The 14,617-nt window shown below is 71.1% G+C and carries 16 protein-coding genes; 5 read left to right on the forward strand and 11 right to left on the reverse strand.

The features are described 5' to 3' along the window. Positions 1-23: 23 nt before the first annotated feature. Complete coding sequence (gene lepB, locus VIL76_RS02165) at positions 24-791, reverse strand: signal peptidase I (RefSeq protein ID WP_332043345.1); 768 nt, start codon at positions 789-791, stop codon at positions 24-26. 240 nt (positions 792-1,031) lie between these two features. On the opposite strand from lepB, the gene VIL76_RS02170 reads away from it, so the two are divergent. The 4 genes from VIL76_RS02170 (at position 1,032) to VIL76_RS02185 (ending at position 4,029) form a co-directional block, all read left to right on the forward strand. Next, positions 1,032-1,850 (forward strand): EamA family transporter, encoded by an 819-nt coding sequence (locus VIL76_RS02170; protein ID WP_332043506.1) that lies wholly within the window; start codon positions 1,032-1,034, stop codon positions 1,848-1,850. 11 nt (positions 1,851-1,861) lie between these two features. Beyond that, positions 1,862-2,227, forward strand: a complete 366-nt coding sequence (locus tag VIL76_RS02175; RefSeq protein WP_332043346.1) for a nuclear transport factor 2 family protein — start codon at positions 1,862-1,864, stop codon at positions 2,225-2,227. A 70-nt stretch (positions 2,228-2,297) separates the two neighbouring features. Next, entirely contained in the window at positions 2,298-2,876 is a 579-nt protein-coding gene (locus VIL76_RS02180; RefSeq protein WP_332043347.1) for a tetratricopeptide repeat protein, read from the forward strand. Between the two features lies 1 nt (position 2,877). After that, the gene (locus VIL76_RS02185; protein WP_332043348.1) at positions 2,878-4,029 is read left to right on the forward strand and encodes a hypothetical protein; all 1,152 of its coding nucleotides are present in this window, start codon (positions 2,878-2,880) and stop codon (positions 4,027-4,029) included. Here VIL76_RS02185 and VIL76_RS02190 read toward each other — a convergent pair. The 5 genes from VIL76_RS02190 to pyrE form a co-directional block, all read right to left on the reverse strand. Continuing rightward, positions 4,026-5,162 carry a calcium-binding protein gene (locus VIL76_RS02190; protein WP_332043349.1) on the reverse strand — a complete coding sequence of 379 codons (1,137 nt, stop codon included), beginning with the start codon at positions 5,160-5,162 and terminating at the stop codon, positions 4,026-4,028. The two genes, VIL76_RS02185 and VIL76_RS02190, sit on opposite strands and share 4 nt — an antisense overlap. A gap of 122 nt (positions 5,163-5,284) precedes the next feature. Continuing rightward, the gene (locus tag VIL76_RS02195; protein ID WP_332043350.1) at positions 5,285-6,175 is read right to left on the reverse strand and encodes an aminoglycoside phosphotransferase family protein; all 891 of its coding nucleotides are present in this window, start codon (positions 6,173-6,175) and stop codon (positions 5,285-5,287) included. After that, positions 6,172-6,570, reverse strand: coding sequence for a holo-ACP synthase (gene acpS / locus VIL76_RS02200; RefSeq protein ID WP_332043351.1), 399 nt, complete (start codon positions 6,568-6,570; stop codon positions 6,172-6,174). Before acpS ends, VIL76_RS02195 begins: the two co-directional genes overlap by 4 nt. After that, positions 6,567-7,325: a pyridoxine 5'-phosphate synthase gene (locus VIL76_RS02205; RefSeq protein ID WP_332043352.1), complete on the reverse strand. Its 759-nt coding sequence runs from the start codon at positions 7,323-7,325 to the stop codon at positions 6,567-6,569. The genes acpS and VIL76_RS02205 overlap by 4 nt, the downstream gene beginning before the upstream one ends. Beyond that, the gene (gene pyrE / locus VIL76_RS02210; protein WP_332043353.1) at positions 7,322-7,906 is read right to left on the reverse strand and encodes an orotate phosphoribosyltransferase; all 585 of its coding nucleotides are present in this window, start codon (positions 7,904-7,906) and stop codon (positions 7,322-7,324) included. Before pyrE ends, VIL76_RS02205 begins: the two co-directional genes overlap by 4 nt. 105 nt (positions 7,907-8,011) lie before the next feature. On the opposite strand from pyrE, the gene VIL76_RS02215 reads away from it, so the two are divergent. Further along, positions 8,012-9,835 carry a PQQ-binding-like beta-propeller repeat protein gene (locus VIL76_RS02215; RefSeq protein WP_332043354.1) on the forward strand — a complete coding sequence of 608 codons (1,824 nt, stop codon included), beginning with the start codon at positions 8,012-8,014 and terminating at the stop codon, positions 9,833-9,835. On the opposite strand, the gene VIL76_RS02220 is transcribed toward VIL76_RS02215, so the two are convergent. From VIL76_RS02220 to folK, 5 genes are all read right to left on the reverse strand, one after another. After that, the gene (locus VIL76_RS02220; protein ID WP_332043355.1) at positions 9,832-10,914 is read right to left on the reverse strand and encodes an alpha/beta fold hydrolase; all 1,083 of its coding nucleotides are present in this window, start codon (positions 10,912-10,914) and stop codon (positions 9,832-9,834) included. The genes VIL76_RS02215 and VIL76_RS02220 overlap by 4 nt on opposite strands. Positions 10,915-10,973: 59 nt before the next feature. Next, positions 10,974-13,124, reverse strand: coding sequence for a bifunctional (p)ppGpp synthetase/guanosine-3',5'-bis(diphosphate) 3'-pyrophosphohydrolase (locus VIL76_RS02225; RefSeq protein WP_332043507.1), 2,151 nt, complete (start codon positions 13,122-13,124; stop codon positions 10,974-10,976). A gap of 116 nt (positions 13,125-13,240) precedes the next feature. Then, positions 13,241-13,600 (reverse strand): DNA-directed RNA polymerase subunit omega, encoded by a 360-nt coding sequence (gene rpoZ, locus VIL76_RS02230; RefSeq protein ID WP_332043356.1) that lies wholly within the window; start codon positions 13,598-13,600, stop codon positions 13,241-13,243. 70 nt (positions 13,601-13,670) lie between these two features. Next, positions 13,671-14,000 (reverse strand): hypothetical protein, encoded by a 330-nt coding sequence (locus VIL76_RS02235; RefSeq protein ID WP_332043357.1) that lies wholly within the window; start codon positions 13,998-14,000, stop codon positions 13,671-13,673. 95 nt (positions 14,001-14,095) lie between these two features. Then, positions 14,096-14,608, reverse strand: coding sequence for a 2-amino-4-hydroxy-6-hydroxymethyldihydropteridine diphosphokinase (gene folK / locus VIL76_RS02240; RefSeq protein ID WP_332043358.1), 513 nt, complete (start codon positions 14,606-14,608; stop codon positions 14,096-14,098). Positions 14,609-14,617 lie beyond the last annotated feature (9 nt).

The following is a 14,617-nucleotide window of genomic DNA, read 5'->3' on the forward strand; positions in this document are numbered from 1 at the left end:
GCCCAGCGGCCGATGTCGCGGGCTCAGTTCAGGGGACGCAGGAAGCGGCTGGTGTCGAGGTTGAGCCAGGTCCACGGCTTGAACACCGAGGCCCCCGGCTTCCAGGCCAGCAGCACGACCTGGGCCTTGCCGACCAGGTTCTCCGCCGGGACATAGCCGACGCCCCCGGCCTCAACGGGCACGCGGCTGTCGCCGGAATTGTCGCGGTTGTCGCCCATCATGAAGTAGTGGCCCTCGGGCACCACGTAGACGGGCGTGTCGTCGAGCTCGCCGCCGCGGCCGAAGTCGTTGATGACGATGGTGCGGCCCCCCGGCAGGGCCTCGCGGAAGCGGGCCACGGGCCGACCGCTGTCATGCTCCGTGGCGTTTCCGAGGAACGTCTGCGGCGCTGCGCGGCCGTTGATGTGCAGCACCCCCTGCTTCATCTGGATGCGGTCGCCGGGCAGGCCGACGATGCGCTTGATGAGGTCGGTGCGGTTGTCGAGCGGGGTCTTGAAGACCGCGATGTCGCCCCGTTGCGGGGCCTGGGCGAACAGCCGGCCGTCGAAGACCTGCGGGCTGAACGGGATGGAGTGGTGCGACCAGCCGTAGCTGAACTTGGTGACCACCACGTAGTCGCCCTCGAAGAGCTTGGGCTCCATGGAGGCCGACGGGATGGTGAAGGGCTGGAACAGCAGCACCCGCAGGACGAGGGCGATCAGCAAGGCATAGATTACGGTCTTCACCGTCTCCCAGCCGCCCTGGCCGTCGGATCTTTGGGTGGCCGGCGCGGCCTCGGCAGTCGAAGTCATAGATCGTCCCTGGTCGTCGTCCGGTGCGGCCGGACCGAGTCGGCTGGGGCCTGAGATAGCGCACCCTGGGCCCGCGCGCCCGTGAACTCGGGGTCATCTCGTGGGCGGGAATGTGGCGGCGGCGGGTGACAACCAGCCAAGCTGGGCCCATGTGACGTCGATGCAACGCCCTGCCCTGCCGCCCCTGCACGCGCTCTGGCGCTCTGCGTGGTGGCGGTGTGGGGGACGAACTTCGTGATCATGAAGTTCGCGCTGGGCCACCTGCCGCCGCTGACCCTGGCGGCGCTGCGGTTCACCTTCGCGCTGCTGCCGGCGGTGCTCTTCCTGAAGCGGCCGGCCGCGTGGGGCGCGCTCGCCGCCTACGGCCTGCTGATCGGGGTGGGCCAGTTCGGGACCATCTACATCGCCATGGACGGCTGGATTTCGCCGGGGCTCGCCTCCCTGGTGGTGCAGGTGCAGGCCTTCTTCACCATCGGGCTTTCGATGCTGCTGACCGGCGAGCGGGTGCGCGGCTACCAGATCGCCGCCCTGGCGCTGGCGGCGGCGGGCCTGGGCTGGCTCATGCTGCACACCAACAGCGAGGTGACGCCCTTGGGGCTGATCCTGGTGCTGACGGCGGCGCTGGGCTGGGCGGGCGGCAACATCGTCTCGCGCCGGGTGGGCCAGGTGAACATGGTGGCGTTCGTGGTCTGGTCGAGCCTGTTCGCGGCGCCGGCCCTGTTCGCCCTGGCATTCTTCATGGAAGGGCCGGCGGCGATCACAGCGGGGATTCGCCAGGCCGACGCCGCGACCTGGGCCGCGGTGCTCTGGCAGTCGGTGGGCAACAGCCTGTTCGGCTATGCCGCCTGGGCGTGGCTGCTGGCGCGGCACCCGGCGGCGACCATCAGCCCGCTGTCGCTGCTGGTGCCGGTGTTCGGCATGGGCGCCTCGGCGATCTTCCTGCGCGAGGCGCTGACCTCGTGGAAGCTCACGGCCGCCGTCCTGGTGCTGAGCGGCCTGGCCATCAACTCGCTTTGGCCCATGCTGGAGCGGCGGCGCGCCGCCGCGCTCGCCGAATAGGAGGCTCGTCCATGCCCGACCGACGGATCGTCGAGGCCTTCGTCGCCGACGTGCTCTCCGAAGACCACGTGGGCGCCATCGAGCGCTGGTACGCGCAGGACGCCTACATGCAGGAGAACCAGGGCGAGCGGCGCGTCGGCCGCGAGGTGCTGATGGAGGGCGAGCGCAAGACGCTCGCGCGGTTCGCCGGCGTGAAGACCGAGCTCGTCGCCCCGCCGGTGATCGACGGTGACCAGGTGCCGATCCGCTGGCGGTTCACCTTCACCGGGAAGGACGGCTCGACGCGGTCCTTCGAAGAGGTCGCCTGGCAGACCTGGGCCGGCGAGGAGATCATCGCCGAGACCTTCTTCTACGACCCTGCGCAGATGAAGGGGTGAGGCGCTGCGTCCGTTGACTTGATCCTGCCGCGAGGGGACGCTCAAAAAAAGGTCCTGGGGAGGACACGTCATGCGCAGATATGCTCCGGCGGCCGCCTGCGTGCTGGCCCTTGCCGCGGCCGGCGGCGCGCAGGCCGCGGTGACCGTGTTCGGCGGCGGCATGGCCCAGGCCTGCTCCGCCGCGGCCCGGGACGGGGTGACTGACCCGGCCGCCGAACAGGCCTGCACGGCGGCCCTGGAGGGCGAGCTGATGCCCGCCCGCGACCGGGCCGGGACCTATGTGAACCGCGGGATCATCAAGCTGCGACGGAAGGAGTACGCGGCCGCGATCGCCGACTTCGACAACGCCATCAAGACGAAGGCCGACCTGGCGGAAGGGTATGTGAACCGCGGCGCCGCCTACATCGGCGCCCGCCGGTTCATGGAAAGCGTGGTGGACTTCAACAGCGCTCTGCAGCTCGGCGTGCCCGAGCCGCACAAGGCCTACTACAACCGCGGCGTCGCCTACCAATGGCTGGACGACCCGGCCGCCGCCTACCTGGACTACCAGAAGGCGCTGGAGCTGGCGCCGGACTGGAACCTTCCGAAGGCGCAGCTGGCGCGGTTGGGGTTCGGCGCCTCGGTGGCGCCGCCGGCGCCCAAGCGCTGAGATGCTCGCGCCGTCGCTCCTCCTGATGCTGCTGGCCGCCCAGGCTCCGGGTGAAGTGGCGCCCCTGGTGGTCACCGCCCAGCCGAAGGCGCCGCCGCCCACCGACGCCACCGTGGTGATCGGAGCCGACGAGGACAGGGTGGGCGGGCACAAGGTCGGCATCTGGCCCGACGCGGCGCTGCGGGCCCGCGTGCGCGGACAGGTGGTGCTGACCTGCAAGGTCAACGTCCACGGGCTCGCCGAGACCTGCCGGGTGGCCTACGAGCAGCCGCTGGGGCATGGGTTCGGCGCGGCGGCCCTGTCGCTGCGGCCGACGCTGACGCTCACGCCCAAGGCGGGCCCGGACGGGCCCATCCCGTCGGAGATGAACGTCGCCATCGAGTTCAAGCCGCCGAACACGAGCTCGAACCTTGCCGACATCCTGAACAGCGCCGGCTCGGTGGCCACCGACCCGACCGGGCGGCCGCAGGAGCAGAACCGCGACGTCAACATCGGCGGCCTGCAGATCCGCGGGAATCCGGTGAAGACGCGGCGGATCACCATGCTGAACGGGCCGGCCTGGAGCCACGCGCCGGGCTTCGAGGCGCTAGACGCGGCCTATCCGGCGCAGGGCGGCGGGGCGCCGGGCTACGCCGTCGCCCACTGCCGGGTGCAGCCCACGGGGGTGCTCAGCCACTGCAAGGCGGCGATCGAGGAGCCGGCGGGTCGCGGCTTCGGCCAGGCGGCGGTGGCGCTGACGCCGCAGTTCCGGGTGGCGCCGGAAGCGATGGCGAGCGCGCCACGCGGCGCCCCGGTGGAGGTGGACGTGCCGGTGCGGTTCGCGCCGCCGGGCTCACGGCCCGACCGGACGGTGCGCGCGCCGGTGTGGCTGGCCACCTTCGATCCGGAGGCGGCCGCCAGGGTGTTCCCGGCCGAAGCCGCCGCCAAGGGGGTGCAGGCTGGCGCCGCGGTGCTCCGCTGCAACGTGCGCGAGGCCGGCGCGCTGGACGGCTGCGAGGTGATGATGGCCCGGCCGGACCTGCTGGGGTTCGACGAGGCCGCGCTGGCGCTCGCCCGCTCCATGCGGATGAACCTGTGGTCGGCCGACGCACGGCCCGTGCAGGGCGGCGACGTGCTGGTCTCGATCGAGATCGACCGCCGCAGCCCGAACTAGAAGATCCAGCCTTCCGGCAGCGACGAGGCCTGCACGCCAACCAGCACGAGGTCCGCGCCGGGTCCGGCGTGGACCACCGTATCGGCGCCCACCTGCTCGACGCTCCAGGCCGTGCCGGGCAGCACGTTCACCCGGTCGCCTTCCCAGGCGTGGAAGTCCAGCACGCGGTCGAGCCCGGCCTCCGCGAAGGTGTGGAAGACGTCGGCGCCGGAGCCGCCGGTGAGCGTGTCGGAGCCGCGGTCGCCGGAGAGCCAGTCTGCCCCCTCCCCGCCCCGGACGATGTCGTCGCCCTGGCCGCCGCGGACCACGTCGGCCCCGTCGCCGCCCTCGGCGGTGTCGTTGCCGAGGTTGCCCAGCACCACGTCGCCGCCGCCTTCTCCGTAGAGAAGGTCCTGGTCCCTGCCGCCCACGACCCAGTCGCCGTCCCAGCCCCCGGAGACAGTGTCGTCGCCGGCGTTGCCGTGCAGGTCGTCGAAGTGGGCGCCGCCCTGGAGGTAATCGTTCCCGTCGTCGCCGCGCAGGACGTTCAGCCCGTCGCCGCCGATCAGGCGGTCGTCGCCGGCGCCGCCGGAGAAGATGTCGGCCCCCGAGCCGCCCACCAGGGTCTCGGCGCCGGAATGGCTGCCGGCGAAGAACGGGGTCTCGTAGCCGCCGAACTTGCTCACGTAGGAGGACATGGTGGTGCCGTAGGGGTCCCAGGCTTCCTTCGCCCCGCCGGTCTCCAGCCACGACTTCAGGGCCCAGACGCCGGAGAGGTGCGCGCCGGCCAGCAGGCCCGAGGCGGTGACCTTCACGCCCGCGATCCACTGGCCCTCGAAGCGGTAGAGGTCGAGCATCTTCAGGTCGGCGTCGACCCGGGCGAACCACGCCTCGGCAGCGGCGTCCTGGGCGGCTTTCGAGGCCAGGAAGGTGGTCTTGTCGAAGACGCCATAGCTGGCGGCCTTGGCGGTCCAGCCGCCGATGAAGTCGATCGCGCCGGTGCCGTCGTGGCCCTTGTAGAAGCCGACGGCCTCCAGGGCTTCCTCGCCGAACTGGTAGCGGCCGAGATAGCCGACGCTGGAGACGAAGCCGTAGTTGTTGCCGGACTCGTTCTGCCCAAGCGCCGTCAGGAAGTCCGCGAAGGTGCCCGCCATGGATCGCCCCCTGCCGCAACCTGAAGGCTACGGCTCAGCTCGTTGATTTTTGGCAGGTTTCCCCGCCCCCGATGGTCGGCTTCTGCCGGCCGGAGACGGCGGATTTTGGGCGGAGCTTGGCCTTAGAGTGGGTGGGCGAGGACGTCCTCGATCACGCCCCACGAGGCGGGGACGTCCGGATGGTCGCCGCTGGAGCCGGCGGCCAGGATGAGCGCCTTCCACAGCGTCCAGCCGCGGGCGCGGGCCCAGGCGCCCGGATCGAGCGGAAGCCCGGCGCGGAAGGCGGCGCGGCTCTCGCCGGAGAAGAAGGTCCAGGCGATGGCGAGGTCGCAGGCCGGGTCGCCGACGCCGCAGATGCCCCAGTCGATGACGGCGCTGAGCCTGCCGTCGCCGATCAGCAGGTTGCCGGGAGCCATGTCGCCGTGCACCCAGACCGGCGCGCCCCGCCAGTCGGCGGCGAGCGCCGCATGCCAGACGGCGCGGGCGGCGGCGGTGTCGATGCGGCCCTCGAGGGCGGCGAGCGCGTCGCGGGTCTCGGCGTCGTAGGTTTCCAGCGGGCCGCCGCGGAAGAAGTTGTGCTTGCCCGGCGGCGGGCCGTCGGCGGGGTCGATGGCGTGCATGGCGCGCAGGAAGGCGGCGAGATCGCGGGCGAGCGCGGTCCTGTCCGGGATGGCGGCGACCCTGGCGTTGTCGCCTGGCAGCCAGCGGTAGACCGACCAGCGGTAGGGATAGCCGTGCCCGGGCTCGCCGATCGCCAGCGGCTCCGGGATGGGCAGCGGCAGGTGGGGGCCAAGCCTCGGGAGCCAGGTCCGCTCCTTCTCAGCCTGCTGGGCGTAGCGGCCGGCGCTGGGCAGGCGGGCCAGCATGTCGGGGCCCAGGTGGAAGGTGCGGTTGTCCCAGCCGCCGTGCTCGACCGCGCTGATCCGCAGGTCCGCCCACTGGGGGAACTGGTCGGCGACGAGGCGGCGGACGAGCTCCGCGTCGATCTCCAGCCGCGAGGCCTCGCGGCTCACGCGGGCAGAGCCTCGATGATCACGAAGGCCTGGGCGTAGGGGTGGTCGTCGGTGAGGCTGAGGTGGATCACCGCGGTGTGGCCCGGGGGTGTGATCTCCGCCAGGCGGGCCGCGGCGCCGCCGGTCAGCGCCATGGTGGGCTGGCCTGAGCGCATGTTGACCACGCCCATATCGCGCCAGAAGACCCCTCGCCTCATCCCGGTGCCGAGCGCCTTGGCGCAGGCCTCCTTGGCGGCGAAGCGCTTGGCGTAGGACGAGGCGCGGTCCGGCTTGCGCTCGGAGCGGGCGCGCTCGATGTCGGTGAAGCAGCGGTTGGTGAACCGGTCGCCGAAGCGGTCGAGGGACGCCTGTACGCGGCGGATGTCGGAGAGGTCGGAGCCTATGCCGAGGATCACGCCGCGCGCACCGCTCTGGCCTCGTCCATCAGGGCGCGCATCCGCTGGATGGCGGGGCCGAGGCCGATGAAGATCGCCTCGCCGATCAGGAAGTGGCCGATGTTGAGCTCCATCAGCTCCGGGATGGCGGCGATGGGCTTCACGGTCTCGTAGTCGATGCCGTGGCCGGCGTGGACCTCGAGGCCCAGGCGGTGGGCCTCGGCCGCCGCGGCCTTGAGGGCGGCGAGCAGGTCGTCGGCCTGGGGCGAGCGGTGGCGGACGGCCTCGCAGTAGGCGCCGGTGTGCAGCTCGACCACCTGGGCGCCGACGTCCCTGGAGGCGGCGACCTGGCGCAGGTCGGGGTCGATGAAGCAGGAGACACGGATCCCGGCGTCGGCGAGGCGGCGCACGACCGGTGCGATGGTGTTGTGGCCGCCGGCGACGTCGAGGCCGCCCTCGGTGGTGCGCTCCTCGCGGCGCTCCGGCACGAGGCAAGCGGCGTGGGGACGGTGCGCGAGCGCGATGGCCTCCATTTCCGGCGTCACGGCGCATTCGAAGTTCAGCGGCCGGCCGCGGCGGCGGCAGATGACCGCGAGCTGGTCGATGTCGCCGTCGGAGATGTGGCGGCGGTCCTCGCGCAGGTGGGCGGTGATGCCGTCGGCCCCGGCGGCCAGGGCCATCTCGGCGGCACGGACCGGATCGGGATAGCCCTCGCCGCGGGCGTTCCGGACGGTCGCCACATGGTCGATGTTCACGCCCAGCCTGAGGGAGGTCATGCGTGGAGCCTCCGGCTGCCAGGGTCCTCGATGGGGATGGCGGCGAGCTCGGGCGGGAGCTGGTCGGCCGGGTAGGCCGGCACGTCGAGCTGGGCGAGGCTGACCAGCGGCGCGCCGGGGTCGGCCCTGCCGCCCGAGCGGTCGACGATGCAGGCGGCGACCACGACATCGCCGCCCGCCTTGCGGATGGCGTCGACGCACTCGCGGCTGGAAAGCCCGGTGGTGACGATGTCCTCGACCATGGCGACGCGGGCGCCCTGCGGGATGTGGAACGCGCGCCGCAGCTTGAACTCGCCGCCCTCGCGCTCGACGTAGAGCGAGGGCACGCCGAGGTGCCGGGCGGTCTCGTAGCCCGGGATGATGCCCCCCACGGCCGGGGAGACGCAGACGTCGACGTCACCCACCTGGGCGCGGATCTTGGCCGCCAGGGCCTTGCAGAGGCGTTCGGTGCGGTCGGGGTATTGGAACACCAGGTTCTTCTGCAGGAAGACGCCCGAGTGCAGGCCGCTGGACAGCACGAAATGGCCTTCGCGCAGGGCGCCGGCGCCGCGGAACTCGTCGAGGACGTCTTCGGTGTTCATGGCGTGGAGATAATCGTGTTCGGGGGAGAGCGGAAGATTCAGCGCTGAAATGCGAATCCGGAATCCGTCGGGTTAGGCTCACCGCAAAACAAGATGGGGGAAGCGTTGCGGGTCCTTTCGGTTCTGGCGGCCTTCGGGCTGATGATGCTGGCGCAGCCGGCGTTCGCGCAGGTGAACGCCGAGGCGATCTTCCAGCAGCGCTGCAAGGGCTGCCACGAGCCGCCGATCGACCGCGCCATCAGCCGCGCCGAGATGCGGCAGCGCGAAGCCGACGCCATGGTGCAGATCCTCACCCGCGGGGTCATGGCCCCGATGGCCCAGGGGCTGACGCGGCAGGAGATCAATGCGCTGGCCTTCCACCTGACCGGCCGCCCGCCGGGCCAGGCGGCCCGCGGCCCGCAGCCGGGCGCGCAGCCGAGCGACCCCATCTGCAAGGCGCACCCGCCGGTGCAGGCGTCCGCGTCGGACTGGAACGGCTTCGGACGCGACCCCCAGGCGACCCGTCACCAGCCGAACCCCGGCGGGCTGACCGCCGCCAACGTGGCGCGGCTGAAGCCCAAGTGGTCGTTCTCGCTCAGCGGCGGGAAGTACGGGCAACCGACGGTGATCGGCCGGCACCTGTTCGTGGCGAGCTACGGCGGCCATGCCTTCTCGCTGGATGCGGACACCGGCTGCGTGCACTGGCGCGCGGACCTGGGCTCGGCCTCCCGCACCTCGCCCGTCCTGGGGCAGGTCGGCGGGCGCTGGGTGGTGTTCGTCGGCGACTCCAACAGCGACGTGCACGCACTTGACGCCAACACCGGCAAGCGGCTCTGGACGACCAATGTGGAGACCCATGAGCGCTCGCGGCTGACCGGCTCGCCGGCCCTGCACGAGGGCGTGCTCTACGTGCCGACCTCCTCGGCCGAGGAGACGATCACCAGCGTCGCGACCTACGAGTGCTGCACCTTCTCCGGCTCGGTCATCGCCATCGACGCGAAGACCGGCAAGATCAGGTGGAAGCGCAAGCTGCTGCCCGACGCCAAGCCCACCCGGAAGAACGCGGCCGGCACCCAGATGTACGGCCCCGCCGGGGCGGCGATCTGGTCCCAGCCGGCCATCGATCCGAAGCGGCGGCACGTCTACGTCGCCACCGGCGACAGCTACACCGAGGTGAAGGAGTCCATGTCCGACGCCGTGGTGGCGCTGGACCTGGGCACCGGCCGCGTCGTCTGGGCCAACCAGGTGACGGAGGACGACAACTTCCTGGTGGGCTGCGGCGCGCAGCGGGGAATCAACTGCCCGCTGGGCGACATCGGCCCGGACTACGACTACGGCGCTTCGCCCATCCCGGTGACGGCCGGCGGCAAGGCGCTCGTGCTGTCGGGACAGAAGTCGGGGATCGTCTATGCGATGGACGCCGCCACCGGAAAGCTCGTCTGGCAGACCAAGGTCGGCGCGGGCTCGGCGATCGGCGGGATCGAGTGGGGCATGGCCTATGACGGCCGGCTGCTGTTCGCGGCCAACTCGGACGCCGGCGCGCGCAAGGACCCCAAGCCGGGGCTCTATGCGCTCAACCCGGCGACCGGCAAGGTCGTGTGGTCCGCGCCCGCCCCGACGCCCACCTGCAGCTTCAAGGCGCCGCGCTGCTCCAACGCCTACGCCGCCCCGCCCAGCGCGATGCCAGGTGTGGTGTTCACCGGCACCCACGACGGCTGGCTGCGGGCCTACGACAGCCGCACCGGCAAGAAGCTGTGGGAGGATGACACGGCGGGCCGCAAGTACGTCACCGTGCAGGGCGTGAAGGACCAGCCGGGCGGCTCGGTGGATGCGACGGGGCCGGTCCTCGCCGGCGGGCGACTGTTCGTGCTCTCGGGCTACTCGGGCTCCAGCGGCGGGTTCGGCAATCCGCTGAACGTGCTGATCGCCTACTCGGTGGACGGCCGCTAGCGCTCGCGCGAGGCCGCCAGCGGGCGGACGTGCTTCACCAGCAGCTCGAGGTAGGCCTCCGGGTGGGTCTCCTGAGCGTGGTTGCCGCCGCCGGGAATGGCGTGGAAGGCCTTGCTGGGCGCATGGACCCTGTCCAGCCAGGCGCGGGCCATGGGCGCGGGCGCGAACAGGTTGTCAGCCCCAGTGACGACGACAATCGGGACACCGTAGCGGTAGCCGAGCTTCCCGAAGTCGTAGGCCTTCCACTCGGGCAGCAGGACCTCGTCGCCGAGCAGCATGCCCTCGCGGTTCCGCGAGGCTTCCAGCAGCGTCCAATGCGGCGGCGTGCCGTTGAAGCGCGGGTTTGGCGGGCGGTACTTCCGGTAAACGGCGCTGAGCTTCACCCGCTTCTGCGGGTCCACGCCGTCGTCCCAGACGAAGGGGCCGGAGAACTTCAGGTCCTCGAGCGCGGCGTTGTCTCCCGCGGCGCGGGCGAGCTCGACGAGGCGGTCGTAATAGAACTGCTCACGCTCGTGCGAGCTGTTGGCGACAGGGCCGTCGAGGGCCAGCACCGAATAGGCATCGGGACGGGCCAGCGCCATCTTCTGGCCGATCGTCGCGCCATAGAAGATCCCGAGCAGCGCGATCCGCCGTTTGCCGAGCCGGCGGCGGAGATGGTCGGTCAGCTCCAGGCCGTCGGCGACGATGCGGTCCAGCGTGAGCCCGTCGCGCGCCTTCTCTTTGCCGGCCCGGATGTAGCTCTTCCCCGATCCGCGCACGTCCCAGCTCACCACGGTGAAGTGCTCCTCCCAAGGGAGCCGGACCTGCTGGGTGAGGCTGTGGGTGGCGCCTGGCCCGCCGCCGGTGGAGCCGATCAGCAGGAGCACCGGGTTGGCCTTGTCGCGGCCGCGGATACTGACCCACTGCTCGACGCCGCCCAGAGTGACGAAGGCCTCCTCGCGGACACCCTTCGGAGTCGCGATCTCATAGGCGTCGGGCTTCAGAGCTGGCCAATCGCGGTCGGCAGGGTTCTGAGCGCCGGCGGCGGGCGCGAACGCAAGCGCAGCCGCCGAGGCGGTCAGGAACAGACGGCGGTTCATGCAGACCTCGCAGCGGCGAAGCCTCAACGTAAGCGCAAAATGTTACGCGTGTAAACCACTCACCCCTTTGCCCGGTCGACCGTCTCGACGCTGGGATTGGCCCGGAGCGCTGCGGCGATGTGGGTGAGGTGGCGGGCGTCGTTCACGTCGACGTCGAAATCCACGTCGAAGAAGTCGGACTGGCGGTGGTGCATGCGCAGGCCGACGATGTTGCCGCCGGCCTCGCCGATGATGGTGCAGGCCTGGCCGAGGACGCCCGGCGCGTTGCGGATGGTGGCGGTGAGGCGCGCGCGGGCGATGGAGTTGCGCTCGGCCTCGGGCGTCCACTGCAGGTCGCGCCAGAGCTCCTCGCGCTCCTCGAACTCCTCGAGCTTGGTGCAGTCGATGGTGTGGACAGTGAGCCCGCGCCCGTCGCCCTCCAGGATGCCCACCACGCGGTCGCCCGGCACCGGCGAGCAGCACTCACCGAAGTGAATGGTCACCCCGGGCGTCAGGCCGCTGCCGCGGACGTAGAGCTTGGCGCCCTTCCCGCCCTCGATGCGCCGGCGGGCGGACGCCGCCTCGCGCTCGGCCGCCTTGAGGCCCGGGAAGACGGCCTCCAGCACCTGGGGCGGGGAGACGCGGCCGCGGCCGACGGCTTCGAAGAGCTCGTCCTCGCTGGCCGCTGCGAAACGGTCGAGCGCGGGGCGCAGGCTGACTTCCTTGCGGGTCTTGCCGGCGGACTCGAAGGTCTGGTCGACGGTCGCGCGGCCCAGACGGGTGAACTCTTCCTTCTCCGTCTGGCGGATGTGGCGGCGGATGGCGGAACGGGCGCGGCCGGTGACGGTGAGACTGCGCCAGTCGGGCGGCACCACCGGCTTTCCGCCGCGGATGACCTCCACCACGTCGCCGTTCTGCAGCACCGTGCGCAGGGGCTTCAGCTCGCCGTTGACCTTCACGCCGATGGTGGTGTCGCCGATGTCGGTGTGGACGGCGTAGGCGAAGTCGAGGGGCATGGCGCCGCGCGGAAGGCTGACCAGCCGGCCCTTCGGCGTGAAGACGAAGACCTGGTCGAGGAACATCTCGAGCTTGGCGTGCTCGACCAGCTCCTCGGCGTCGCCGCCGTGCTCCAGCACCTGGACGAGGTGGCGCAAGTTGACCAGCGGGTCGCGGCCGCCGGCGGCGGCCTGGGCCTCGGCGTCGAAGCCGTAGGTCTGATCCTTGTAACGCCAGTGGGCGGCGACGCCTTCGTCGGCGACGCGGTCCATGGCCTCGGTGCGTATCTGCATCTCGATGCGCATGCCCTTGGCGCCCACGACCGTGGTGTGCAGCGAGCGGTAGTTGTTGCGCTTGGGCGTGGAGATGAAGTCCTTGAACCGCTCGGGCACGCTGGGCCAGGCGCGGTGGATGACGCCGAGCGCCCGGTAGCAGTCCTCCTCGGTGTCGACGATGACCCTGAAAGCGTAGATGTCGGAGAGCTGCGAGAAGCCGATCGACTTGCGCTGCAGCTTCCGCCAGATCGAATAGGGGTGCTTCTCCCGCCCGAAGACCCGGGCCGGGACGCCGGCGGCCTCCAGCCGGTTGGCGATCTCCTGGGAGACGTGGCTGACGGCGGGGCCCTGCTCGGCGCGGAGCTTGTCGAGCCGGCGGTAGATGGCGTCGCGGGCGACCGGATTGAGGTGCTCGAAGGCCAGCTCCTCCAGCTCCGTGGTCATGCGGTGCATGCCGATGGAGCGGGCGAGCGGAGCGTAGATGTCGAGGGTCTCGCGGGCGATGCGCTCGCGCTTGGCGGGGCTCTCGATGAAGCCCAGCGTGCGCATGTTGTGCAGCCGGTCGGCGAGCTTCACCAGCAGCACGCGGACGTCGCGGCTGATGGCGAGGATGAACTTCCGCAGGTTCTCGGCCTGGCGCAGGTGCTCGCTTGAGAGCTCCAGCTTGGAGAGCTTGGTGACCCCCTCGACCAGCTCGCCGACCTCAGAGCCGAACAGCTCGTCGATCTCGTGGCGGGTGACCGCGGTGTCCTCGATCACGTCGTGCAGCAGGGCGGTGACGATGGTCGCCGTATCCAGCCGGTAGTCGGTGAGGATGCCCGCCACCTCGATGGGGTGGGCGAAGTAGGGGTCGCCGGAGGCCCGCTTCTGGGCTCCGTGCATGCGCACGGCATAGACATAGGCGCGGTTGAGCAGCGCCTCGTCGGCGGTGGGGTCGTAGGAGCGGACCTTCTCGATCAGCTCGAACTGGCGGAGGAACTTCGGAGGCTTGGCCGCACCCTTTTCAGGCGCGGCCTTCTTGCCGGCGGCGGCAGGCCTGGCCGCCGCCTTGGTGAGAGGGTCTGTCCCTTCCGGGGTCAGTACCGCTCCTCCTGGCCGCCGTCACGGTCGCTCTGCAGGGCGCGAACGAGCTCGAGCTCGCTCATCTGCATGTGCGTCGGGTCGGCCAGCAGGGCCAGGGTCTCGGCCTCTTCCTCGGCTTCCGAACGCTCGTCGACGCGCTGCAGGGTGCCGATCAGGCTCTCGCGGAGCTCCTCGGCGTCCACGACGTCCTCGGCGATCTCGCGCAGGGAGACGACGGGGTTCTTGTCGTTGTCACGGTCGACGAGGAGCTGCGACCCGGCCGAGATGGCGCGGGCGCGGTGCGCGGCCAGCAGCACGAGGTTGAAGCGGTTGGGCACCTTTTGGATGCAGTCTTCGACGGTGACGCGAGCCATGGAGTCCTCGGAACGGGGAGAGAACCCGGGAAAATAGAGGCTCGGGCTCCATTGTGCAACGCCGCAAAACCTAGCCCCGTCTGGGTTTTCGGGGGCTTAACCGCCGCAGCAGCAGGCCGGCGGCGGCGCCCAGGGCGACCAGGGGGGCGGCGATGGGCGCGAGGCGGACGGTGGCGATCACCGCCCCCGAGAGGATGCCTGAGACTTCCTGCGCCTTGCCGCCCTCCAGCCGCCCGACGAGGAACGAGGCCGCGAAGCCAAACACGAACCAGAAGGTGGTGGCGCCGAGGAGCCCCCACAGCAGGCCGCGCCAACCGAAGCGCCAGGTGAGCCACAACACGACCAGGCCCTCGGCCATGAGGGCCATCTGCAGCCACAGGGGCATGTCGAGGATGGTCATCGCCCTCCCCCTCTAGATCGTCATGGGCGGGCTTGTCCCGGCCACCCAGAGACATCGACGTTGGAGTCCTCGCCGCGATCGGTGCTTCTGGGTCCCTAGCACAAGGCCGGGGATGACGAACGAGAGGGGGGCGTAATGGGGCTCGCGTCCGCTCCCACCTTCGCCGCCGCCGCAAGCTCCCCCGCCGTCCTGCCAAGGGCCGGATGCACCCAGTCGGGAGCGATCTCCGCCAGGGGTCCCATGACGAAGCGGCGGTCGTGGGCCCTGGGGTGAGGGACAACGAGGCCGGGCTCGTCGAGGACGTGGCGGCCGTGGGCGATGAGGTCGAGGTCGAGGGTGCGGGGGGCGTTCTTGCCCTCACGGGTGCGGTGGAAGCTCGTTTCGACCGCAAGGAGGGCGGAAAGCACCTCGCGCGGGTCGCCGTTCGCCTCGACAAGGGCGATTCCGTTGCGATACTCAGGCCCGGATGGATCGGGCCAGGCGGCCGAGCGCCACCAGGACGACCGCGCCACCACCGCCAATCCCGCCTGGGGGAACCGCGCCAGGGCCGCTTCCAGCAGCGCCTCGCAGGAGGCGTAATCGCCGGCCAGGTTGGAGCCGAGGGCCACGACGACGGC

This window comes from Phenylobacterium sp. (assembly GCF_036563285.1).
In the GTDB taxonomy this organism is placed as follows: Bacteria; Pseudomonadota; Alphaproteobacteria; order Caulobacterales; family Caulobacteraceae; genus Phenylobacterium.